Origin of the sequence: Herbaspirillum sp. meg3, from assembly GCF_002257565.1 — a bacterium.
Lineage (GTDB): Bacteria > Pseudomonadota > Gammaproteobacteria > Burkholderiales > Burkholderiaceae_D > Herbaspirillum.
Genome location: NZ_CP022736.1, coordinates 3,566,551 through 3,588,860 on the forward strand (window position 1 = coordinate 3,566,551; position 22,310 = coordinate 3,588,860).

General features: G+C 57.0%; 19 protein-coding genes. 1 reads left to right on the forward strand and 18 read right to left on the reverse strand.

Annotated elements, in window-relative coordinates:
• The first annotated feature begins 290 nt into the window (after nt 1-290).
• Nucleotides 291-707, forward strand: a complete 417-nt coding sequence (locus hmeg3_RS16045) for a hypothetical protein (protein ID WP_094564610.1) — start codon at nt 291-293, stop codon at nt 705-707.
• A gap of 74 nt (nt 708-781) precedes the next feature.
• On the opposite strand, the gene hmeg3_RS16050 is transcribed toward hmeg3_RS16045, so the two are convergent.
• The 18 genes from hmeg3_RS16050 to hmeg3_RS16135 form a co-directional block, all read right to left on the reverse strand.
• On the reverse strand, nt 782-2,584 hold the full coding sequence (locus hmeg3_RS16050) for an acyl-CoA dehydrogenase (protein ID WP_094564611.1): 1,803 nt from the start codon (nt 2,582-2,584) through the stop codon (nt 782-784).
• Nucleotides 2,585-2,729: 145 nt separating this feature from the next.
• Entirely contained in the window at nt 2,730-3,659 is a 930-nt protein-coding gene (locus tag hmeg3_RS16055; protein ID WP_094564612.1) for an electron transfer flavoprotein subunit alpha/FixB family protein, read from the reverse strand.
• A 12-nt stretch (nt 3,660-3,671) separates the two neighbouring features.
• The gene (locus hmeg3_RS16060) at nt 3,672-4,427 is read right to left on the reverse strand and encodes an electron transfer flavoprotein subunit beta/FixA family protein (protein WP_007879918.1); all 756 of its coding nucleotides are present in this window, start codon (nt 4,425-4,427) and stop codon (nt 3,672-3,674) included.
• Between the two features lie 255 nt (nt 4,428-4,682).
• Nucleotides 4,683-5,642 (reverse strand): D-glycerate dehydrogenase, encoded by a 960-nt coding sequence (locus hmeg3_RS16065; RefSeq protein WP_094564613.1) that lies wholly within the window; start codon nt 5,640-5,642, stop codon nt 4,683-4,685.
• 33 nt (nt 5,643-5,675) lie between these two features.
• On the reverse strand, nt 5,676-6,623 hold the full coding sequence (locus tag hmeg3_RS16070) for a sugar kinase (RefSeq protein ID WP_094564614.1): 948 nt from the start codon (nt 6,621-6,623) through the stop codon (nt 5,676-5,678).
• 59 nt (nt 6,624-6,682) lie between these two features.
• A complete protein-coding gene (locus hmeg3_RS16075) occupies nt 6,683-7,429 on the reverse strand; it encodes a sugar phosphate isomerase/epimerase (protein ID WP_094564615.1) in 747 nt (248 codons plus the stop codon).
• Nucleotides 7,426-8,160, reverse strand: a complete 735-nt coding sequence (locus hmeg3_RS16080) for an amino acid ABC transporter ATP-binding protein (RefSeq protein ID WP_094564616.1) — start codon at nt 8,158-8,160, stop codon at nt 7,426-7,428. The genes hmeg3_RS16075 and hmeg3_RS16080 overlap by 4 nt, the downstream gene beginning before the upstream one ends.
• Nucleotides 8,147-8,797 carry an amino acid ABC transporter permease gene (locus hmeg3_RS16085; protein WP_094564617.1) on the reverse strand — a complete coding sequence of 217 codons (651 nt, stop codon included), beginning with the start codon at nt 8,795-8,797 and terminating at the stop codon, nt 8,147-8,149. The genes hmeg3_RS16080 and hmeg3_RS16085 overlap by 14 nt, the downstream gene beginning before the upstream one ends.
• Nucleotides 8,794-9,492 carry an amino acid ABC transporter permease gene (locus hmeg3_RS16090; protein WP_094564618.1) on the reverse strand — a complete coding sequence of 233 codons (699 nt, stop codon included), beginning with the start codon at nt 9,490-9,492 and terminating at the stop codon, nt 8,794-8,796. Before hmeg3_RS16090 ends, hmeg3_RS16085 begins: the two co-directional genes overlap by 4 nt.
• 256 nt (nt 9,493-9,748) lie before the next feature.
• Nucleotides 9,749-10,555, reverse strand: a complete 807-nt coding sequence (locus hmeg3_RS16095; protein WP_094564619.1) for a transporter substrate-binding domain-containing protein — start codon at nt 10,553-10,555, stop codon at nt 9,749-9,751.
• A 198-nt stretch (nt 10,556-10,753) separates the two neighbouring features.
• A complete protein-coding gene (locus hmeg3_RS16100; RefSeq protein ID WP_094564620.1) occupies nt 10,754-11,833 on the reverse strand; it encodes a LacI family DNA-binding transcriptional regulator in 1,080 nt (359 codons plus the stop codon).
• Nucleotides 11,834-12,264: 431 nt separating this feature from the next.
• Nucleotides 12,265-13,857 carry an EAL domain-containing protein gene (locus hmeg3_RS16105; RefSeq protein WP_094564621.1) on the reverse strand — a complete coding sequence of 531 codons (1,593 nt, stop codon included), beginning with the start codon at nt 13,855-13,857 and terminating at the stop codon, nt 12,265-12,267.
• A 214-nt stretch (nt 13,858-14,071) separates the two neighbouring features.
• A complete protein-coding gene (locus tag hmeg3_RS16110; RefSeq protein WP_094564622.1) occupies nt 14,072-14,299 on the reverse strand; it encodes a formate dehydrogenase subunit delta in 228 nt (75 codons plus the stop codon).
• A 28-nt stretch (nt 14,300-14,327) separates the two neighbouring features.
• Nucleotides 14,328-15,161, reverse strand: a complete 834-nt coding sequence (fdhD, locus tag hmeg3_RS16115) for a formate dehydrogenase accessory sulfurtransferase FdhD (protein ID WP_094564623.1) — start codon at nt 15,159-15,161, stop codon at nt 14,328-14,330.
• 31 nt (nt 15,162-15,192) lie between these two features.
• The gene (fdhF, locus tag hmeg3_RS16120) at nt 15,193-18,072 is read right to left on the reverse strand and encodes a formate dehydrogenase subunit alpha (protein ID WP_094564624.1); all 2,880 of its coding nucleotides are present in this window, start codon (nt 18,070-18,072) and stop codon (nt 15,193-15,195) included.
• A gap of 39 nt (nt 18,073-18,111) precedes the next feature.
• Nucleotides 18,112-19,662: an NADH-quinone oxidoreductase subunit NuoF gene (locus hmeg3_RS16125; protein ID WP_094564625.1), complete on the reverse strand. Its 1,551-nt coding sequence runs from the start codon at nt 19,660-19,662 to the stop codon at nt 18,112-18,114.
• Nucleotides 19,659-20,138, reverse strand: a complete 480-nt coding sequence (locus tag hmeg3_RS16130; RefSeq protein WP_094564626.1) for a formate dehydrogenase subunit gamma — start codon at nt 20,136-20,138, stop codon at nt 19,659-19,661. The genes hmeg3_RS16125 and hmeg3_RS16130 overlap by 4 nt, the downstream gene beginning before the upstream one ends.
• A 464-nt stretch (nt 20,139-20,602) precedes the next feature.
• Nucleotides 20,603-22,246 carry an OFA family MFS transporter gene (locus tag hmeg3_RS16135; protein ID WP_094564627.1) on the reverse strand — a complete coding sequence of 548 codons (1,644 nt, stop codon included), beginning with the start codon at nt 22,244-22,246 and terminating at the stop codon, nt 20,603-20,605.
• Between the last annotated feature and the right edge of the window lie 64 nt (nt 22,247-22,310).

Consider the following 22,310-nt stretch of genomic DNA (forward strand, 5'->3'; position numbering starts at 1 on the left):
CGGAAAAGATGACGATTATAGCCGAAATGTCAGCCAAACGGCAAGTTCAATGCCAGGCAAGCGCCGTGTCCATCCAAGCGGGCCGGAATGGCCCGTTTCGCTTACCTGCCAATTATCCGCTGGTTACCAGCGGTTTTAATTCACTTCTCCTCGCAAAACCTCGTCCGCGAGGCAAGTTTCCACCGCTATACTAACCGCAGTTTTTTTACAACACTGTCACGCAGTATGCGTGTCCTGATTTGTGCCACTGATACGGCCAACCGCGTCTTTGCCCTCAAGAAATTAACTTAATGACAATTCCACACAAGAACAAAACCTTCACCACTTTCCTCGCGACCGTCACCGGCAGCATCGGCCTGCATCGATTTTATATGTATGGGCGCAAAGATCTGTTCGGCTGGCTGCATGCGGCCACCCTGCCGGTTTCGGCGTTGGCCATCTTGACTTTCAGCAACTCCCAGCCTCTGTTCATGGGAATGCTGTTTGTCTTGTCCGTATTGTGCGGCTTTCTGGAAGCACTCGTCATCGGCCTGACGCCAGACGAAAAATGGGACGCCAAACATAATCCGACGTCCGGAAAAAAATCGGAGTCGCACTGGGTGCTGGCCTTGATTCTGGTTCTGACGCTCGGTATCGGCGCCATGTCGGTCATCGCCTTGCTGGCGCGCAGCTTCGATCTGCTGTTCACCGGCGGCGCTTACGGCTGATATTTTTTACAGCACTATCTTTAAAGCACGGCCAGTAGTGGACTTGCAGGATCGCTCCGGCAAGTCCGGCCGTATCAGAACTGAGCTTCAGTCAACGCCATGACGCCGGCACTGCCTTCGATGATGGAAGCGCGCAAAGATGAAGCCTGGGTCAGCACGTGATCCGCATAGAAGCGTGCCGTCGCGATCTTGGCCTTATAGAACTGTGCGTCGCCCTCGCCCGCTTTGAGCTTGTCCACAGCCACCAGCGCAGCCCGCGCCATCTGCCATCCACCCAGCACTACACCGGCCAGCTTCAGGTAAGGCACGCTGCCTGAGAACACACCCTTGATATCGGTCTTGATGTTGGCGACAACGTAATTGACCACTTCGTCCAATGCGCGCGCGCCGTCGACCAGACGCTTGCGAATCGCCTGCAGGTCTTCCCCGAACTCTCCGGCTGCCGCAACGGACAGGGCCGATTCTGTCTTGTGAATCTGGGCAATGATGCCCTTTGCGACTGCGCCACCGTCACGCGCCGTTTTGCGGCCGACCAGATCATTGGCCTGAATCGCGGTCGTACCTTCGTAAATCGCGAGGATGCGCGCATCGCGGTAATACTGCGCGGCGCCGGTTTCCTCGATGAAGCCCATGCCGCCATGTACTTGCACGCCGGTTGAGGTCACATCGATCGACAACTCCGTCGACCAACCCTTGACGATAGGCACCAGATATTCATAACAAGCCTGATTAGCCTTGCGCGTCGCCTCATCGGGATGATGATGGCCGGCATCGGAGGCAGCAGCAGCTACGTAAGCCAATGCACGTGCCGCCTCCACCTGCGAACGCATCGACATCAGCATGCGACGCACATCCGGCTGATGAATGATCGTGACCGCGCCGGCTGAACCTGCCAGATCGCGGGATTGCACGCGATCCTTCGCATAGGCGACCGCTTTCTGATAGGCGCGTTCTGCAACGCTGATGCCTTGAATGCCGACCGCGAAACGCGCGGCATTCATCATGATGAACATGTATTCCAGACCGCGATTTTCCTCGCCGACCAGCATGCCGACGGCACCGCCATGATCGCCGAACTGCAATACGGCAGTCGGGCTGGCCTTGATGCCCAGCTTGTGCTCGATGGAGACGCAATGCACGTCATTGCGCTCGCCCAGCGAACCGTCCGGCTTGACCAGAAACTTCGGCACGATGAAGAGCGAAATACCCTTCACGCCTTCGGGCGCATCCGGTGTACGCGCCAGCACCAGATGGACGATGTTCTCGGCCATGTCGTGCTCACCATAGGTGATGAAAATCTTGGTGCCGGAAAGCTTGAACGTGCCGTCGCCCTGCGGCACCGCGCGCGTGCGCACCAACGCCAGGTCGGAGCCGGCTTGCGGCTCGGTCAGGTTCATCGTACCGGTCCATTTGCCGGAGATGAAATTGGTCAGGTAGGTATTCTTTTGTTCTTCGGTGCCGGCGGTCATCAACGCTTCAATGGTGCCGTCCGTCAGCAATGGGCACAAAGCAAACGAGAGATTGGCCGAGTTGAGCATTTCGATACAAGGCGTCGCCACCAGCTTGGGCAGGCCTTGGCCGCCAAACTCGACAGGATGCTGCACACCCTGCCAGCCGGCTTCACCGAACTGCTTGAAGGCTTCCTTGAAGCCTTTGCTGGTGGTGACCTTGCCGTCGCTCCATGAGCTTGGATCTTTATCGGCAGAATGATTGAGCGGCGCCACGACCTCGCCGCAAAATTTTGCATTCTCTTCCAGAATGGCTTCCACGGTTTCCGGCGTCGCGTCTTCGCAATGTGGCAATGCGTTGACTTCCGACAATCCTGCCAGTTCGTTCATGACGAACAGCATATCTTTCACTGGTGCGACGTAGCTCATCTCCGACTCCTGATTCCTTGTTGTATACGCAAATACGCAATCTCTTGTTGCGCTCAGCGCTTCTGCAACCTCTGCAACCTCTGCAACGCTTCTGTAATGCTTGAAATTAATCGGCCCCGTCAAATTGGCGGGGCCGTTTTTTGGATCAACCCAGTTGCTTGACCAACTCAGGCACGACTTCGAACAAGTCGCCGACGATGCCGTAGTCCGCTACCGAGAAGATCGGTGCTTCTTCATCCTTGTTGATCGCGACGATCACCTTGGAATCCTTCATGCCGGCCAAATGCTGGATCGCGCCGGAAATACCGACGGCGATATACAGCTGCGGCGCGACGATCTTGCCGGTCTGACCGACTTGCCAGTCGTTCGGCACATAGCCGGCGTCAACTGCAGCGCGGGATGCACCCATGGCGGCGTTGAGCTTGTCTGCCAGCGGCTCGAGGATCTTGAAGCTTTCCGACGAACCCATGCCGCGGCCACCGGAAACAATGATCTTGGCAGCAGTCAGTTCTGGGCGATCCGACTTGGCCACTTCGCGCGAAACAAAGCTGGACTTGCCGGAGTCGGCGACTGCCGTCAGCGATTCCACTGCGGCGCTGCCACCGGTAGCGGCAGCGTCGAAACCAGTGGTACGCACAGTAATGACCTTGATGCTGTCGGACGATTGCACGGTAGCGATGGCGTTACCGGCATAGATCGGACGCTCGAAGGTGTCGGCGCTGTCGACCTTGGTAATTTCCGAAATCTGCGCCACGTCCAGCTTGGCGGCTACGCGTGGCAGGATATTCTTGCCGTAAGCGGTTGCCGGCGCCAGGATGTGGGTGTAGTCCTTGGCGATCGCCAGCGCCTGCTCGGCGATGTTTTCTGCCAGACCATCGGCGAATTGTGGCGCATCGGCCAATAAGACCTTCGACACGCCGGCGATTTGCGCGGCTGCATCCGCGGCGGCCTTGGCGTTGTGGCCTGCGACCAGGATATGGACGTCGCCGCCGGCCTGAGCTGCGGCGGTGACGGTGTTCAATGTGCTGCCTTTCAGGCTGACATTGTCGTGTTCTGCAATGACGAGTGCGGTCATGTTGTCTCTTCCTTAGATGACTTTGGCTTCGTTTTTGAGTTTCGCAACCAGGGTTGCGACGTCAGGCACTTTCACGCCTGCGCTGCGCTTTGGCGGCTCGGCGACTTTGAGTGTCTTGACGCGCGGCGCGACGTCGACGCCCAAGTCTTCCGGCTTGACGATGTCCAGAGTCTTCTTTTTGGCCTTCATGATGTTCGGCAGCGTGACGTAGCGCGGTTCGTTCAGGCGCAGGTCAGTCGTCACGATGGCAGGCAATGTCAGCGCCAGTGTTTCCAGGCCGCCGTCGACTTCACGCGTCACGGAGACTTTGCCGTCTTCCAGCACAACCTTGGACGCGAACGTCGCTTGCGGCCACCCCAGCAGCGCAGCCAGCATCTGGCCGGTCTGATTGGAGTCGTCGTCGATGGCTTGCTTGCCGAGGATAATCAGTTGCGGTTGTTCCTTGTCTGCCAATGCCTTCAACAGCTTGGCGACAGCCAGCGGTTGCAGGTCGAGGTCCGCAGCGGTTTCAACCAGGATGCCGCGATCGGCGCCGATGGCCATGGCGGTGCGCAGGGTTTCCTGGCATTGCGTGACGCCGCAGGAGACTGCGATCACTTCGGTGACCTTGCCGCCCTCTTTCAAACGAGTGGCTTCTTCCACTGCGATTTCGTCGAAAGGGTTCATCGACATTTTGACGTTGGCGATGTCCACACCGCTGCCGTCGGATTTGACGCGTACTTTGACGTTGTAATCTACTACCCGCTTGACGGGGACTAATACTTTCATCGCCTGGTCCTTGGAAAAAACGAATTGACGTAAACGTTAACTGAACGGTGATTATAAAAGCAAAAGCGGCGCAAAAGCTGGACACCACCCAAATTTAGCACGATCGTTCTTTTTAATGTGTGAAGCATACACACTAAATCGCCGCAGCGAAAGTCCCCTGGATTGCTTTTTGAATGATTTTTCCGGAACGCATCCGGCAAGATTAAATCTGCCGGATGGCGTTACTGAAGATTCCGTTTGTGGTAACGGGAAAGCCTAAACAGCCAGATGTTGCGGTTGTGCACCGCGCAATCCATCCATCAGATTCTGTACTGCCAATTCGGCCATGGCACGCCGTGTTTCATGCGTGGCGGAGCCAATATGCGGGAGCGCCACCACATTAGGCAACTGCAACAAAGGAGAGTCAGGCGACAAGGGCTCTTTCTCGAAAACATCCAGCCCAGCGCCGTAGATCGTCTTTTTCCTCAAAGCATCAATCAGTGCCGCTTCATCGACGATCTTGCCGCGCGAAGCATTGATAAAAATCGCACTCGCCTTCATCAGCGAAAATTCCTGCGCACCGATTGTGCGCTCGGTCTGTGGCGTCAGCGGCAACATCGGACACACAAAATCAGCCTGGCGGAACAATTCTTCACGCGATACATAAGTCGCCGCCAGCTCTTTTTCCGCTTCTGGATTGGGCCTGGTGTTGTGATAAATGATCTTCATGCCGAAGCCGTGATGCGCACGTCGTGCGACGGCACTGCCAATGCGCCCCATGCCAAGCATACCCAGCGTTTTGCCATGCACGTTCACGCCGAACAACGACTCGCCGATGCTGCCGGTCCACTTCCCAGCCTTAACGAGTTCAGCCAACTCCACAATGCGACGCGCGCTGGCGAGAATCAGTGAAAAAATCGCGTCCGCCGTTGCTTCATTGAGCACGCCCGGCGTATGCGCCAGCATCAGGCCGCGCCTGCGAAAATACGCCAGATCAAAGTTGTCGACGCCAACCGAAATGGTCGATGCGATCGTCAGCAAGGGCGCAGCATCGAGCATGTCGTTGGTGATTGGCAAGCTAGCGCCGATCATGCCGTGCGCGGTCCCCAGCGCAGCGAGGAATTCCGCCCGGTTGCCGGCATTGATGCCGTCAAAGCTGGTGACTTCGAACTCCGACGCCAGACGATCCAGAAGATCTGCAGGCAAGGACTTGTACACGACGACATGCTGTTTCATTTCAGATTCTCTATATAACGTTAAGCGTCATCATCAAACCGAGGCGGCATTCAATTGCGCGCGCGTCGGCAAACCTTCCATATCGCCCACGACCTGGATCGCAAACGCACCGATGCGATTGCCGCGCATCACGGCCTCCGGCATCGTAAGTCCCTCCAGCAAACCGCTGATCACACCAACCGCAAAGCCGTCACCGGCGCCAACCGTATCGACCACCTCTTTGACTTCAACGCCGGCGACGACGCCCTCTTCGCTGGCATTACGGAAATACGCGCCCTCCGCGCCCAGCTTGATCACAACCTGCTTGACGCCTTTGTCCAGATAGAACGCAGCGATGTCGCGCGGCTCGCTGTAACCGGTAAGAATCTTCCCCTCACTCAGACCCGGCAACACCCAATCCGCCTTAAAGGCCAGTTCGTTGAGCTTCTGCGCCATCACCTCCTGCGACGGCCACAGCATGGGTCGCAAATTGGGATCGAAGGAAATCGTCTTGCCTTTGGCGCGCATGAAATCCAGCGCCTGATGGGCAAAGGCCATCGTACTGGCCGACAGCGCCGCAGCAATACCCGTGGCATGCAAATGGCGGGCGCCGCCAAAGTAGGATTCATCGAAATCGATTTGCGACAAGTGACTGGCGGCAGAACCCTTGCGATAGTACTCAATCGCCGGATCGGCGCCATCGACGGCTTTCGCCTTGAGCTGAATCGCCGTGCGGAACTCCATATCGGTGGCGACGTGACTGACATCAACACCCTCCTGCGCCACGCGCTTGCGAATGAAACGACCGAACGAATCGTTGCCGACGCGACTGACCCAACCGACTTTCAGGCCAAGGCGCGACAGGCCGATGGCGACGTTGGTTTCGGCGCCGGCCAGGCGGCGCGTGTACTTCTCCACGTCGGCAAAATCGCCGACTTCATCTGCAACAAACAATGCCAATGCTTCGCCGTACGTTACGACGTCCAGTTGTGCTTGCGTCATTTATTTTCTTTCTGATGGATTCTGATGGTGTCGTGCAGAAGATCTCAATAGGCAAAAAACTATGCCGATGCCAGCATCGCCACATAGTCGCGGGTCACTGCTTCCAGATCCTTGCCGATAATGGGAAACTCGATCGCGCGTTGCACGCCGCGTGGAAAATGCGAGAACAAGCGCCGCCAGACGGCGTCATCCTCATCCAGTGGAATTGCCTTGAGTTTGCCCTTGTCATTCCACACACCCTTGCAGTGCACGTATTGCACGTGTCCTGCCAGCGTACGCGCGGCAACTTCCGCATCGACTCCACTCCAGCGCCAGTTGCCCATATCGAAGGTCATGCCAACCGGCACACCCGTACCGGAGCAGACCGCCAGAAAATTGGCGATCGACTCCAGCTTGCCGCCATGTTCGGTCTGATCGTTCTCCAGCAACAAAGGCACGGGTGCCTGCGCCACAAAGCGCGACCAGTCCAGCATGTTGCTGGACGGTGAAAAATGCCCTAGCGACACCTTCAGGAAACGCGACTGCAGTTGCTGCGCCTCGCCCATCACCTCGTCCAGCTCATCGCGCGCCAGCGAACCGTCCTTGCGGAACAATTCGATCGGTGCCGAATACACCGAGAACAGCTTGTGCTTCACCAATAGCGCGTGCAGCTCGTCAAAATCCGGCAACTCGGCAAACAACTCACGGCGGATCTCCAACCCTGCCGCACCAGCCGCCGCAACGATGGGAATCAGATGCGCATGGCCGACCTGGCGCACAAAATCTGCGCCATAGGCCGAAGCCGCGACCAGTACCGGGGTTTTCATTTGATATTGCCAGCGCCGACGAACTGGCGTGCTTCCGGCGTTTGCGGATCGGCGAAAAATTCCTTCGACGGACGCGTTTCCCAGACCTTGCCCTGATGCATGAACACGGTAAGATCGGCGACGCGCCGGGCGAATTCCATTTCGTGCGTGACGAGCAACATAGTCATCCCTCCTCGAGCGAGTTCTTCCATGACTTTCAGCACTTCTTGCGTCAGCTCCGGATCCAGCGCCGACGTGACTTCGTCGAACAGCATCACCTGCGGTTCCATCGCCAGCGAACGCGCAATCGCCACACGCTGCTGCTGACCGCCGGACAACTGCTCAGGATACGCATCGCGCTTGTGATCCAGGCCGACCTGCTTCAACACCCTGATCGCTGTTTCACGCGCTTTTTCGGTTGCGACTTTCTTGACGATGCGCGGCGACAGCATGACGTTCTCTTCGACCGTCAGATGCGGGAACAGATTGTAGTGCTGGAACACCATCCCGACATCCTTGCGCAACTCGATCAGATGCTCATGTTTTGCGGTGAGCTTGTGACCGGCAACGCTGATGCTACCACCATCAATGGTCTCCAAACCATTGATGCAACGCAGCATCGTACTTTTTCCTGAACCGCTGCGTCCGATGATCGCAATGACCTGCCCGCGCTCGACGGACAGCGATATCCCATTCAAGACCTGGTTGCTGCCAAAGCTCTTGGTGATGTTCTCGATCTCAACGATGGGCATGTAATTTCCTTTCTAAGGCAAAACTGAAGCGCGACAGCGGATAGCAGAAAATGAAGTAAATCGCTGCAACAATCGGGAATACGAGGAAGGGCTGGAAAGTCGCATTGCTGACGAGCTTGCCCGCCTGCGTCAACTCCACCAGACCGATAATGGAAGCGATCGATGTGTTCTTGACGATCTGCACCAGGAAGCCCACGGTTGGCGGCAGCGAAATACGCAACGCCTGCGGCAGAATGACATAGCGCAATTGCTGCCAGCGTGTCATCGCCAAAGCCGTCGATGCCTCCCACTGAGGCACCGGCACGGCTTCGATACAACCGCGCCAGATTTCGCCAAGATAGGCGCTGGTATAAATCGTCATCGCAATCGTCGCAGCCACCATCGGCGGCAGCTTGAAGCCGTAGATCGCCAGTCCGTAGAACGACAGGAACAGGATGATCAGCACCGGCGTACCCTGGATGATCTGGATATACACCGCCGACAACGTGCGCAGTATCTGCAGGTGCGAGGTACGCATCAGCGCGACCACAAAACCTGCGGCACCGCCGACGATGAAGGCCAGCACCGATAACAGCACCGTCCAGCGCGCGGCTTCCCACAAGAAAATAAACTGGTCCCAGGAAAATTCGGCAATCATCGGTTCCCCCTTGGCCGCGCTACGCCAAGACGGCGGCGGCGTTTAAACACAACCAGACCGATGAGCCAGAAACTGAGGCGGAACAGCAGCGCCAGCAGAATGTAGAGCCCCATCACGATCAGGTAAATTTCAAAGCTGCGGAAGGTTTCGGCGTCGAGCAGATTGGCGCTCGCCGTCAACTCCTCGGCAGAGATCGCCGACACCACGCTGGAGGCCAGCATCATCAACGTGAACTGACTGGCCAGGGCCGGATAGACCTTCTCCAGCGCCGGTGTCAACACCACGTGGCGAATCACCTGCCAGCGCGTCATCGCCAGCGCCTGCGCCGCTTCGATCTGCGAAGGATGGACGGCCATCATGCCGGCACGCACGATCTCGGTCGAATACGCGCCGAGATTGACCGTCATCGCCACCAGCGCGGCGATATTGGCATCGACCTGCACGCCCGCAGCGGGCAAGCCGAAAAAGATAATGAACAACTGCACCAGGAAAGGTGTGCTGCGAATCAGCTCCACATAGGACGTGACCGCAAAGCGGGCCGGCGCCGAACCGTGAATGCTCACGATCGCCCCAAAGATACCCACCGCCAAACCGCAGATCATCGACAGCGCACTGAGCCGGATGGTGAGCAACGCTCCCCACAACAACTGATCCATGTGCTGAAAGATGAACGCAAACTGAAAATCATAAGACATCTTCTACTCCTTGCCGATTCACCACACCGTCTTGAAGTTGCAACGGTCGGCAGAAACATCCGGATCACGGTTGGCGACAAATGGCCACCGATGCCTGCCAATAACTTGTCGTTCCGGCGAAAGCCGGAACCCAGCGACGTTGGCGGCTACGACGATTGCCGATAGCCTGTTCACGACACTGGGTCCCAGCTTTCGCTGGGACGACATGCTGTTAAGTTTGCAGACTGGATCGAGATCCGGATTCGTTAAGCGTTTCTTAAAATACCGGCAGATTCGGCAGCGGCGAACCCGACCACTTGCGGGAGATCGCATCCAGTTCGCCGTTCAGCTTGACGTAGTAGATGAAGTTGTTGAGCCATTGCTGCAGGTCAAAAGCACCCTTGCGCACGGTCATCGAGTTCGGTTGCACCGAGTAGGGGAACTTGATATCGATCTTGCCTGCGCCACGCGTCTTCACGATTTCTGTTGCCATGGTGTTCGGGATGGAGATCGCGTCAACTTGTCCGCTCAGCAAAGCCTGAGTCACAGTCGAGTCATCTTCAAAGCGAACCAGCACGGTGCCGGCAGGTGCCAGACGTGTCAACGCAGTGTCGTTGGTGCTACCGCGCGAAACGCCGACCTTCTTCTTGACCAGATCGTTCAGGTTCTTGAACTTGGAGCCGACCGGACCGACGATCGACAACTCAAAGCCGCTGTAAGGAATTGTGAACATCACCGACTTGGCGCGTTCAGGCGTTGGCGCCAATGTCGCCGCCAGGAAGTCGACCTTGCCGGATTCCAGCGCAGGAATACGTGCAGGCGGCACCAGCGGGACGATTTCAACCGGCAGGCCCAGATATTTGCCGATCAGGTTGGCGACATCAACGTCGTAGCCGATCGGTTCGCCTTTGGCGTCAACACTGCCGAACGGTGGCGTGCCGCTGACGACACCGATAGTGACTTTGCCCTTCTTGATCAGGTCGGCCACGGTTTGTGCGCTGGCGCTGACCGCTGCGCTGGCGGCACACGCGGCCACCAGCGTCAGTGCGGCGAATTTGGTGCTGAACAGTTTCTTGATGCTCATGATTTGTCTCCTTTTTTGCTCGCAGCTTCGGATAAAAGCTACTCGCAAACATCCTCAATAAATGGCTTTCGCCCTCTTTACTGCTTCTCTTCTTTACAGCTTATTTTTGTATCGGATTGCGCTGATCGCCGTCCGATTCTTCTGTGCAGTTCTGCATCACTCGTGCATTTCTTATCTCTGGTATCGGTTCCAGAATTTTCAAAAAATCTGTTCTTTCGTTCCGCCGGCAGCTCTCTCTGCCTGACTTGAGCCGCGCAAAATCAAGCGTCCATCCAGCAAGATTTCGCGGCGTGGCGCATGCTCACCATTGATGCGTGCAAGCAAACGTTCGATGGCGGCAAAGCCGATCTCGTACGTCGGTTGCTCGACCGTACTGATGCCGCTGCCGACCAATGGCGACCATGACAATTCATCAAAACACAGCAAGCCAATGTCTTCGGGAAAACGTAATTTCATGCTTTGCAGCGCCAGCGCAATTTGCAGCGACACCATACCGTTACCGGCGAGGATCGCGATTTTCCCGCCGCCACGCAGGGCTTTGCGACGCTTCAAAAAATCCTGCAGCATCGCAGCCACATGGCCGGGTTGATCGATATGCACTTCCAGCGTCTCGCCTTCGCAATCGGGTCTTTCAGCCAGCGCCTGCAAGAATCCGGCTTGTCGCCCCTGCCGCGAACTGACACCATATAACGGCTGCACCACGAGCCCGATGTTGGTATAGCCGCTTTCCAGCAAATGCGCGGTCGCCATGCGCGCAGCCCTGACATTGTCGAGCCCCACCAGATCAAAGTCACACCCGTCAATTCGCCTGTCCAGCAACACCACCGGGAATGCCACGCGCCCCAACTCCTTCAGCGGCGTGACATTGCGTCCTTGCGTGTTAAACAGCAGTCCTTCCACGCTATAAGAATGCAACGCCGCCAGCGACTGCTGCTCGCGCTTTTCATCGTTACCGGTGTTACACAACATCAGCGTATAGCCGTGCTCCTGACAAGCTGCCTCGGCGCCGTTCAACACCGCCACCGAATACGGATTCAGAATGTCCGCCACCAGCATTCCGATGAGTCGGGTGCGCCCACCCTTGAGGCCGCGTGCCATCTGGCTGGGTTGATAACCGAGCCGGGCGATCGTGCTGCGAATCTGTTCGCGCAAGTGCTCCGACAACGCATCAAGCTCGCCGCCGAGATATCTCGAAATACTGGTCTTCGACACACCCGCTTCGCGTGCGACCTGGGCAATCGTGACCCTGCCCGCGCCAACGCCGCGCATGTGTTGCATATTGGATTTTTGTCTCACTCTACCTGCCAAATCGTTGATTGTTATCTATCGATACATCGATTGATTTGTTCTACGGGTTCCCAGGTTTCTTTTTTATGATGAATCTTTGGAACCGGTTCCAAGATAGCAGCGCAAAAATCCTTTTGCAAACTATTTCACATGAAAATTTTTATCGACGACTGCGTACATTTATCGTTGCATCATCGTGCATTGCACCAATTTCCACTGGCTTTATTACTGCACAACAACAAACAATGTGAGATTGATCGCCGACCGCCACTTGGAAAACGCCGTACGGATCAGAGTGATGCCGGACACCGGCTCAACAGCATCGGAGACGACGACGGCAAAGACCTACAAAAGAAAAGCAAGAATTTCCCCGGAGACCTTAGGGAAACTCCGGAGATCGCTGTCGGCAGCATTCAATCAGATCAGTCGCTGTTTTTATCACCATTGAGCATGGATGCAATTGGAAACTGCTCACGGTTCTTTTGATAGTAAGAGATGAACTCTCCGAGAGGTATGGCCGTGGAAAACAACCAGCCCTGCCCGTACTCCACCTTGAGATGACGCAAGTAATCCGCCTGACCTTGCGTTTCGATACCTTCCGCAAAGATCTTGAGCTGCAGCGTTTTTGCCATCGCAATAATATGTGATGTGACGCTGCTGGTAGGCGCATTTGTGCCTATTGTATTAATGAAAATCTGATCAATTTTTATCGCGTCGAGCGGTAGTCTTTGCAGTGAAGACACGCTGGAATAGCCGGTACCGAAATCATCGATGGCAATCGTGTGTCCAAGTTCTCTCGCACGATCCAGCGTCAGGCACGCAGAAGTGACATCAACTAAACCGCGCTCAGTTGCTTCCAGCAAGATCTGGTGATTTTCGATATCGGTGCCAGCCAACGCATTCTGAATGACATCGACGCCTTTACCGGTTTTGACGTCATCGGCACTGAGATTGATTGCCACATACAAGCTGCGATCCCTCACCAGCACCGGCTGCAAATCGCGCACAACGATGTCGATGACGTGAGCGGTAATCTCCGCCATCAAGCCGCTCTCTTCGGCCAGCGGAATGAACAAATCCGGCCGCAACAATTCGCCATCAGGCTGCTGCCAACGCAGCAACGCTTCTGCGCCGACACAACGTCCACTCGCCAGTTCGATGATGGGCTGATAGTGAACGACGAGTTGATGCTTCTTTATCGCCGCGATCAACTCCTCCAACGGCGACAGGCGACGACGCATCAAAAAAATCGCGATGCAGATCGCCAATCCCGCCATCAGGATTCCGATCGGCACAAACAGCGCATCTTCCTCATGTAGTTTTTGGAGCAAATCTCGTTTCCGCTCAGTCGCGACGGCGACAAAACCACCGCCACGTTCGACGGCATAGAGAACATTGGCATCTGTGATGGGCTGAGCGGCGGCGATAATTTTGGCTGTCAGTGATAAATCGGGCGCATTTTGTGTGCTGAAAATCTTGCCCGTATCGGAGGCGATCACCAATTGAATACCGCTCTCGACGAGCACATCGGAGAATCTTTCCGGCACAGTCAAGACGTTATAGGCGTTATATTGCGACGCCAGAAGTGGATTGCCCTTGGTGACTAGCGGCATCAAACGCATCGTTACCTTGACGCCATCTTCAGCAGTGAAATCTGCCGTCGGTTGTCTAACTTGTTCTGCCGTGACACCCCATGAGGTACATTTGAGGAAGCCATTTTCGTAATAGCCGATTTCATCCACCGAACGGTTGTTGATGGTCAAGCGCCGCATGATGGCGATATGCTCGGTGGAACAAGGTGTGACGCTCATGGTACTAAGCGTAAAGAGAACGACACGTATGTCGTTGAAGGTGCTTTGCGCACGCATCAGACCGCGCTGCGCGAATGAACTCAACCGCGCCTGCTCTTCATTGCCTGCACGATACCGCGAGAGATAGAACATACCCCCAGTGGATAGCGTCGCAGTAAGGACGCCGACCACGGCACAGACAAAAATAACGCGAAAACCCCTCATATCATTCGCCTTCTACAGATAATTCCTGAAAGGAATTTTCTTTTTCAGTATAAGGCGAACAATAAGTTTTATTGCTTATTTATTAACATTTGTATTACGTAGACAACGCGCGATTGCGAATCAATTTCAACCTCTCTTCGACTCTCTTGGCATGGCATGGCTGATACCGGCCGGTGCCGTAGCTATTTCGCGATGATGCCTATTTATGCAGGATTCAGGCGGCTAGCATCGCGTGGTGCAATTTGACCGATTCGCGCACGATGTCGCTCAACTCTTCGCCACCCTTTTCATCCACATAGAGCAGCAATGCGCGACGCATGCGCGGCTCCCAAAATCGCTTGATGTGCGACGCCAGATCCATCACCGCCTGCTCGTGGTCAGGCATGGTGGAGAAAAAAGTACCGATCTGGTTTGCCATCTTGATCAGGTGCGGAAGATTCATGATGTTGTCTCGTATTGGAATAGTGTTGTCAGATCAGGCGGTGCGGGCCGGCATAAACGACATGTCCCTGCCGGCGTACGAAACCGATCAGGGTGACATCCGTTTCTTTGGCCAGCCGGATTGCCAATGCAGTCGGGGCAGAAATCGCGGCGATGAAACCGATACCGACCGTTGCCGCTTTTTGCACCATTTCATAACTGGCGCGGCTGGTGATGATCACTGCGCCCGATGAAAAATCCTGCTTGTCTTCTGCCAATGCGCCGATCAACTTGTCGAGCGCGTTGTGACGACCGACGTCTTCGCGCACCAGCTTGATATTGCCGTCGCGCCCCAGCCATGCGGCTGCATGCGTGGCGCCAGTCTGCTTCTGCAACTCTTGCTGTGCTTGCATGGCCTCCAATGCGGCGTGCAAGGTCTCGGCTGAAAATCGCAATGCATCAGCTTGTACCGCGGCAGGATGACGCACCGCCTGCTCCAGCGTTTCTGCGCCACACAAACCACAGCCGGTGCGGCCGGTCAGGTTGCGACGTTTTTCCTTCAAGGCGACAAAGCGTTCGGTAGCGACATTCATTTGCACCTGAATGCCTTCAGCGCCCTGGACGATCTCACAGTCGTAGAGCTCGCTTGGATCGGCAAGAATGCCTTCGGTCAATGAGAAGCCCAAGGCAAAATCTTCCAGATCGTCCGGCGTCGCCATCATCACGGCATGTGAAATGCCGTTGTACTCCAGCGCAATCGGCACCTCTTCGGCGACAACATCGACAATGCGTTCACGCTGGCCATCGCGCCACTTTTCCACGTCGACTTGCGCCGACGTGGCGAATTCCGTGTCTGCCGACAATGGGATGGGACATGCATTCATTGACTGCTTCTTTCTTTATTTCGCTATCAGCTTATTTCGTGACCAAAGGCTCCTGCGGCGCCTGCTCACCTTTCAGCAACCCCAGCTGCTCACGATTGAACTGTTCGTAATGCTGCTGCCATTCTGATGGCTGCGACACCGGCATGACCTGCACTGCAGTGACCTTGTACTCAGGACAATTGGTCGCCCAGTCGGAGTTGTCGGTGGTGATCACATTGGCACCCGACTCAGGGAAGTGGAACGTGGTGTAGACCACGCCCGGCTGCACCCGCTCGGTCACCGTTGCCCGCAATACCGTTTGTCCTGCACGCGACTCAATGCCGACCCAGTCGCCTTCGCGCACGCCACGATCTTCGGCATCGTGCGGATGAATTTCCAGGCGATCTTCATTGTGCCACTGCGAATTCTCGGTACGACGCGTCTGAGCGCCGACGTTGTACTGCGACAAGATACGGCCGGTGGTCAGAATCAGCGGATAGCGCTGCGTGACCTTCTCATCGGTCGCAAAGTACTGCGTATTGAGGAACTTGCCCTTGCCGCGGATGAAGCTGCCGATGTGCATGATCGGCGTACCTTCCGGGGCCGATTCATTGCATGGCCACTGGATGCTGCCGAGACGTTCCAGCTTGTCGTAACTGACACCATGAAAACTCGGCGTCAGTGCGGCAATTTCGTCCATGATTTCCGATGGATGATTGTACGGCATCGGATAGCCGAGCGCTTCGGCCAGCGCCACCGTGACTTCCCAGTCCGACTTGCCCGACTTCGACGGCATCACCTTGCGCACGCGCGAGATGCGGCGCTCGGCGTTGGTGAAGGTGCCATCTTTTTCCAGGAAGGACGAACCCGGGAGGAATACGTGCGCATACTTGGCGGTCTCATTGAGGAACAGATCCTGAATCACGATGCATTCCATTTCCTGCAAGGCGGCCGCAACGTGCTGGGTGTTGGGGTCAGACTGAACGATGTCTTCACCCTCGCAATACAGGCCTTTGAAGCTGCCGTCGAGCGCAGCGTCGAACATGTTGGGAATCCGCAAACCCGGCTCAGGATTAAGCGTCACGCCCCATGCTTGCTCAAACATTGAACGCACCGTCGAATCGGAAATGTGGCGATAACCCGGCAATTCATGCGGGAACGAGCCCATGTCACAGGAACCCTGCACGTTATTCTGTCCACGCAGCGGATTGACGCCGACACCCTCGCGGCCGACGTTGCCGGTCGCCATCGCAAGATTGGCGATGCCGATCACCATGGTGGAGCCTTGTGCATGCTCAGTCACGCCCAGGCCGTAATAGATCGCGCCATTGCCACCGGTGGCGAACAAACGGGCTGCGCCGCGCAGTTCTTCCGCCGGCACGCCGCAGACAGCGGACAAGGCTTCCGGCGAATTATCCTCACGCAGCACGAACTCTTTCCACTGCTCATAGGATTGAACATCGCAACGTTCGCGGATGTATTCCTCGCTTTGCAGGTTTTCGGACATGATCACGTGCGCCAGCGCAGTAATCACGGCGACATTGGTGCCGGGACGCAGTTTGAGGTGGTAGTCGGCCTGAATGTGCGGCGACTTGACCATCTCGGTGGTGCGCGGATCGATGACGATCAGCTTCGCGCCCTGACGCAGGCGACGCTTCATCTGCGAAGCGAACACAGGGTGCGCCGCGGCTGGGTTGGCGCCGATGATCATGATGACGTCCGACTTCATGACGGAATCAAAAGTCTGGGTACCGGCAGATTCGCCCAGCGTCTGCTTGAGACCATAGCCGGTCGGCGAGTGGCAGACGCGTGCGCAGGTATCGACGTTGTTGTTGCCGAAGGCGGCGCGCACCAGTTTTTGCACCAGATAGGTTTCTTCATTGGTGCAACGCGACGAGGTGATGCCACCGATCGAATCCTTGCCGTGCTTGGCCTGGATGCGGCGGAATTCGCTGGCGGCATAGCCCAGCGCCTCTTCCCACGACACTTCGCGCCATGGATCGGTGATCTTGCTGCGGATCATCGGCTTGGTGATGCGGTCCTTGTGCGTCGCATAACCCCAGGCGAAACGCCCTTTGACGCAGGAGTGACCGTGGTTGGCCTTGCCGTCCTTGTACGGCACCATGCGCACGACTTCATTGCCCTTCATCTCGGCCTTGAACGCGCAACCCACCCCGCAATAGGCGCAGGTGGTGACCTTGCTGTGTTCTGCCTGACCCATCATGATGACGGTCTTTTCGGTCAGCGTGGCTGTCGGGCAAGCCTGCACGCAAGCGCCGCAGGAGACACATTCGGATTCCATGAAAGTATCCATCTGCCCTGCCGAGACGCGCGACTCGAAGCCGCGGCCGCTGATGGTCAGTGCAAAGGTGCCTTGCGTCTCTTCGCAGGCGCGCACGCAGCGATTGCAGACGATGCATTTGGACGGGTCGTAGGTGAAGTAAGGATTGGACTCGTCCTTCTTCATCTCCAGGTGATTGTCGCCGTCGTAGCCGTAGCGCACCTCGCGCAATCCGACCGTACCGGCCATGTCCTGCAGTTCGCAATTGCCGTTGGTTGGGCAGGTCAGGCAATCGAGCGGATGGTCGGAGATATACAGCTCCATCACGCCGCGCCGGATGTCGGCCAGCTTGGGCGTCTGTGTCTGTACCTTCATGCCGGATTCGCACGGCGTGGTGCAAGAGGCGGGATAGCCCTTCATCTTGCGGCCGTCCTTGCCTTCGATCTCGACCAGACATAGACGACATGAGCCGAAGGGTTCCAGGCTGTCGGTGGCGCATAACTTGGGCACGTTGATGCCGGCTTCCACTGCGGCCCGCATCACCGAGGTGCCGCTCGGCACGGTGACGGCAACGCCATCAATTTCAAGCGTGACTTCTGTCTCGGAGACACGCGCCGGCGTGCCGTAATCTGTTTCGTTGAGCTGGTTCATGACAACAACTCCTTGCTGAATGCGTAAGCGAATAAGGGTTCAGGCGGCTTTTTCAGTCGGCGAACCAAAGTCTTCTGGGAAATGGTTCAGTGCCGACAGCACCGGATACGGCGTCAGGCCGCCCATGGCGCACAGAGAACCGTTGAGCATGGTGTCGCACAGGTCGCGCAGCAGATGCACTTGCTGCGGACGATTGTCGTTGGAGATGATCTTGTCGATCACCTCGACGCCGCGTGTGGAACCGATGCGGCATGGCGTGCATTTTCCGCAGGATTCGATGGCGCAGAACTCCATCGCATAGCGCGCTTGTTGCGCCATGTCGACACTGTCGTCGAACACTACCATGCCGCCGTGGCCGACCATGGCGCCGATGGCGGCAAAGGCTTCGTAATCCAGCGGCGTATCGAGCTGCTGCTGCGGCATGTAGGCCCCCAATGGACCTCCCACCTGCACCGCGCGAATCGGCCGGCCGCTGAGGGTGCCGCCGCCGAAATCTTCCAGCAGTTGGCGCAGAGTCAGGCCAAAGGCCTTCTCGACCAGGCCGCCGTATTTGACGTTACCGGCCAGCTGAAACGGCAAGGTACCGTGCGAACGGCCCATGCCATAGTTCTTGTAAAACGCCGCACCGCGCGCCAGCACGATAGGCACCGTTGCCAGCGAGATCACGTTGTTGATCACGGTCGGCTTGCCGAACAAGCCCTCCAATGCCGGCAAGGGCGGCTTGGCGCGCACTACGCCGCGCTTGCCCTCCAGGCTTTCCAGCAAGGCCGTTTCTTCACCGCAGATATAGGCGCCGGCGCCCATGCGCACTTCCAGACGGAATGCCTTGCCGGAGCCGAGGATATTGGCGCCCAGATAGCCATTCTGGCTGGCCGTGGCGATCGCTTCGTTGAGCGCGGCAATGGCGTGAGGATATTCAGAACGCACGTAGATATAACCCTGCGTCGCGCCGACCGCCAGACCGGCAATCGTCATGCCCTCGATCAACACGAAGGGATCGTCTTCCATCACCATGCGGTCGGAGAAGGTGCCGGAGTCACCTTCGTCGGCATTGCAGACGATGTACTTCTGCGCTGCCTGCGCATTGGCCACCGTTTTCCATTTGATACCGGTTGGGAACGCAGCACCACCGCGTCCGCGCAGACCGGAATCCAGGACTTCCTGCACGATGGCTTCGCTGCTCATGCCGATCGCGCGTCGTAGCCCGGCATACCCCTCGTGCGCCAGATAGTCGCTGAGCGACACCGGATCGGTGATGCCGACGCGGGCAAAGGTCAGGCGCTCCTGATTTTTCAGATAAGGAATTTCTTCAGTCAAGCCCTGTTCCAATGCGTGCGCCCCGCCCTGCACGAAACCGGCATCGAACAAACCCGCCACATCGGCAGGATCAACCGGGCCGTAAGCGACGCGGCCTTGTGCGGTCGCTACCTCAACCATGGGCTCCAGCCAGAACATGCCGCGTGATCCGTTGCGCACGATATGGATTTCGACACCGCGCTTTTTCGCCTCGCCGGAGATCGCTACGGCGACGTCATTGGCGCCCAGAGCAATGGCGGCAGAATCACGCGGGACGTAGATAGTTACGCTCATGACGCACCTCGCTTGGCTTGCAGCAGGCGATCCAGTTTATCGGCGCCAACGCGCGCATGCAGTTCGCCGTCGACCACGACATTCGGGCCGCAGGCGCACAGGCCCAGGCAGTAGACCGGTTCAAGCGAGAACTGGCCATCGGCAGTGGTTTCATGAAAGGCACAGCCGAGTAATTTCTCGGCATGTCTGGCCAAGGCTTCGGAGCCGACCGACTGACAGGCTTCAGCACGGCAGACCTGAATCACATGCTTGCCGGCGGGTTGCTGGCGGAAGTGATGGTAGAAGGAAATCACGCCGTGTACTTCCGCACGCGATACGTTCAGGGCATCGGCGATCATCGGCACAGCATCGGCCGGCACGAAGCCTACTGCATCCTGGATCCCGTGAAGAATGGGCAACATCGCGCCGGGCATATGACGGCGCGCGGCAATCACATCCCTGACTGCGCCGACGTCGAAAGGCTGTTCTCTGTTCATTGTTTCGTCTCCTGCTGAACTGCTGAAAGGCACCGGTTTGTTGTTTTATTTCCCGGACCGTGAAAATACGTGTTTAGTCTCGCCGCCGGATCCTGATTGGAACGAGGCGCAGACTCTGTTTTTGCACTGCTTTTTTACGCACTGCCGACAACAAGCCGGCAGCGACGAATACGGCGATCCCTGCCTGCGCAAACGGCATGGCAAAGCTCAAAAAACGGGGGAAGAAAATACTGCAGAATGCGACTGCAAGGACTGCAGCGGCAGAGATAAGACAAACCATCAGAGGTGCAGACGCTGCGCTGAAGAGCGGGAGCGTTACAGCACGCTGTCTGATCGATGAGTGAGCTAGCGATTTCATGTTCTCCCTGCCTATCAAAATGCATCGGGTTGGTACAGAACACTTCTGGTGAAACCGGCTGCCGCAGAGCCATTGCCGTCGCGGCAGCCTTATTGCTTTACGTCTATTACTTAAACAACACGGCAGTCTTTTGCAGTGTCAGAGCAATGCCCCACACCAGCGGGATACCGACTGCCAGCCACGCAGCGCCGATCAGCGCAGGATTACCACCGCGGCCGACTTGCGACAATTCTGCGTCGGACATCGTTGCAGTGCTATCGGACGACGATTTCTCGTGCGCCAGTTGCTTTTCACGGGCCAGTTCTTCCGGTGTCATGAAATGCTTCGCAGCGACAGGACGGATCAGCAAATTGCAGATCAGACCCAGCACCAGCATGCCTGCCAGGATATACATCGTGGTGTTGTAGACCTGATCGCGTGGCATGCCCAGCGACAGCTGGTATTCACGCATGTAGTTCACAACGACAGGGCCGAGAATACCGGCGGTTGCCCATGCAGTCAGCAAACGACCGTGGATCGCGCCAACCATTTGCGTACCGAACAAGTCCGCCAGATAAGCAGGCACCGTTGCAAAACCACCGCCGTACATCGACAGGATGATGCAGACCGCGCCGACGAAGAGCGCGATGCTGCCGGCTTTGGCCGACCATGGCAGACTGACGTACAGGATGAAGCCCAGCACGAAGAAGATCACGTAAGTCATCTTGCGGCCGAAGAAGTCGGAGCACGAAGCCCAGACAAAACGGCCACCGATGTTGAACAAGCTGATGAGGCCGGTGAAACCCGCTGCAATCGCCGCAATCGCTGCCTTTTGCTCAAGCGACAGATCACTGAAGCCGACGTTGACGCCCAGCAAATGACCGCCAAACACTTCTTGCAGCATTGGCGACGAGATGCCGATCACGCCGATACCGGCCGACACGTTCAGACACAGCACCAGCCACACCAGCCAGAACTGAGGAATGCCCCAGACTTTGCTCACATGCACGTGGTTTTGCGTGATCATGGTGTTGTTGGTCGTCACCGGAGGTGTCCAGCCGGCCGGCTTCCAGCCGCTGGGCGGAACACGGTAGCCCAGCGCACCTGCCATCATGAAGATGAAATAGATGACGGCCATCGCAACGAAGGTTTCCCATACACCGACCGATGTCGGGGTGGCGAAGTGCTTCATCAGCTTGTCGGCCAGCGGACTGCCGACCAGTGCGCCGCCACCGAAACCCATGATCGCCATGCCGGTCGCCATACCGCGACGATCCGGGAACCATTTAATCAGTGTCGACACCGGCGAAATGTAGCCAAGGCCGAGACCCACGCCGCCGATGACGCCGGAGCCGAGCCACATGAGCCAGATCTGGTGGGTATACACCCCCAATGCGGAAATCAGCAGACCGCCGCACCAGCACAATGCCGAGACGACGCCAGCCTTGCGCGGACCTGCGCGCTCAAGCCAACCGCCCCAGATTGCAGCGGAAACGCCGAGCAGAACAAAGAACATGGTGTACATCCAGCCCAGCATGGAAATCTTCCAGTCGCAGGTGGTGGAGAACACTTGATCAAAAAAGCTGCTGCCCGGTGCACAAGCGATCGACTCTTTGATGCCGAGCGATTTGGACAAGGGCAGCCAGAAGACGGAAAAGCCGTAGGCCATACCGATACACAGGTGAATTGCGAGTGCGGCAGGCGGAACCAGCCAGCGGTTGAAGCCAGGCTTGGCTATGGTGTGTTCCTTTTGCAGGAAATCGAAGGCCATTACTCCCTCCTCTTTAATGTTGTGGGGCGGCAATTATATGCAAGTCGAAGGAATTCGGCTATTT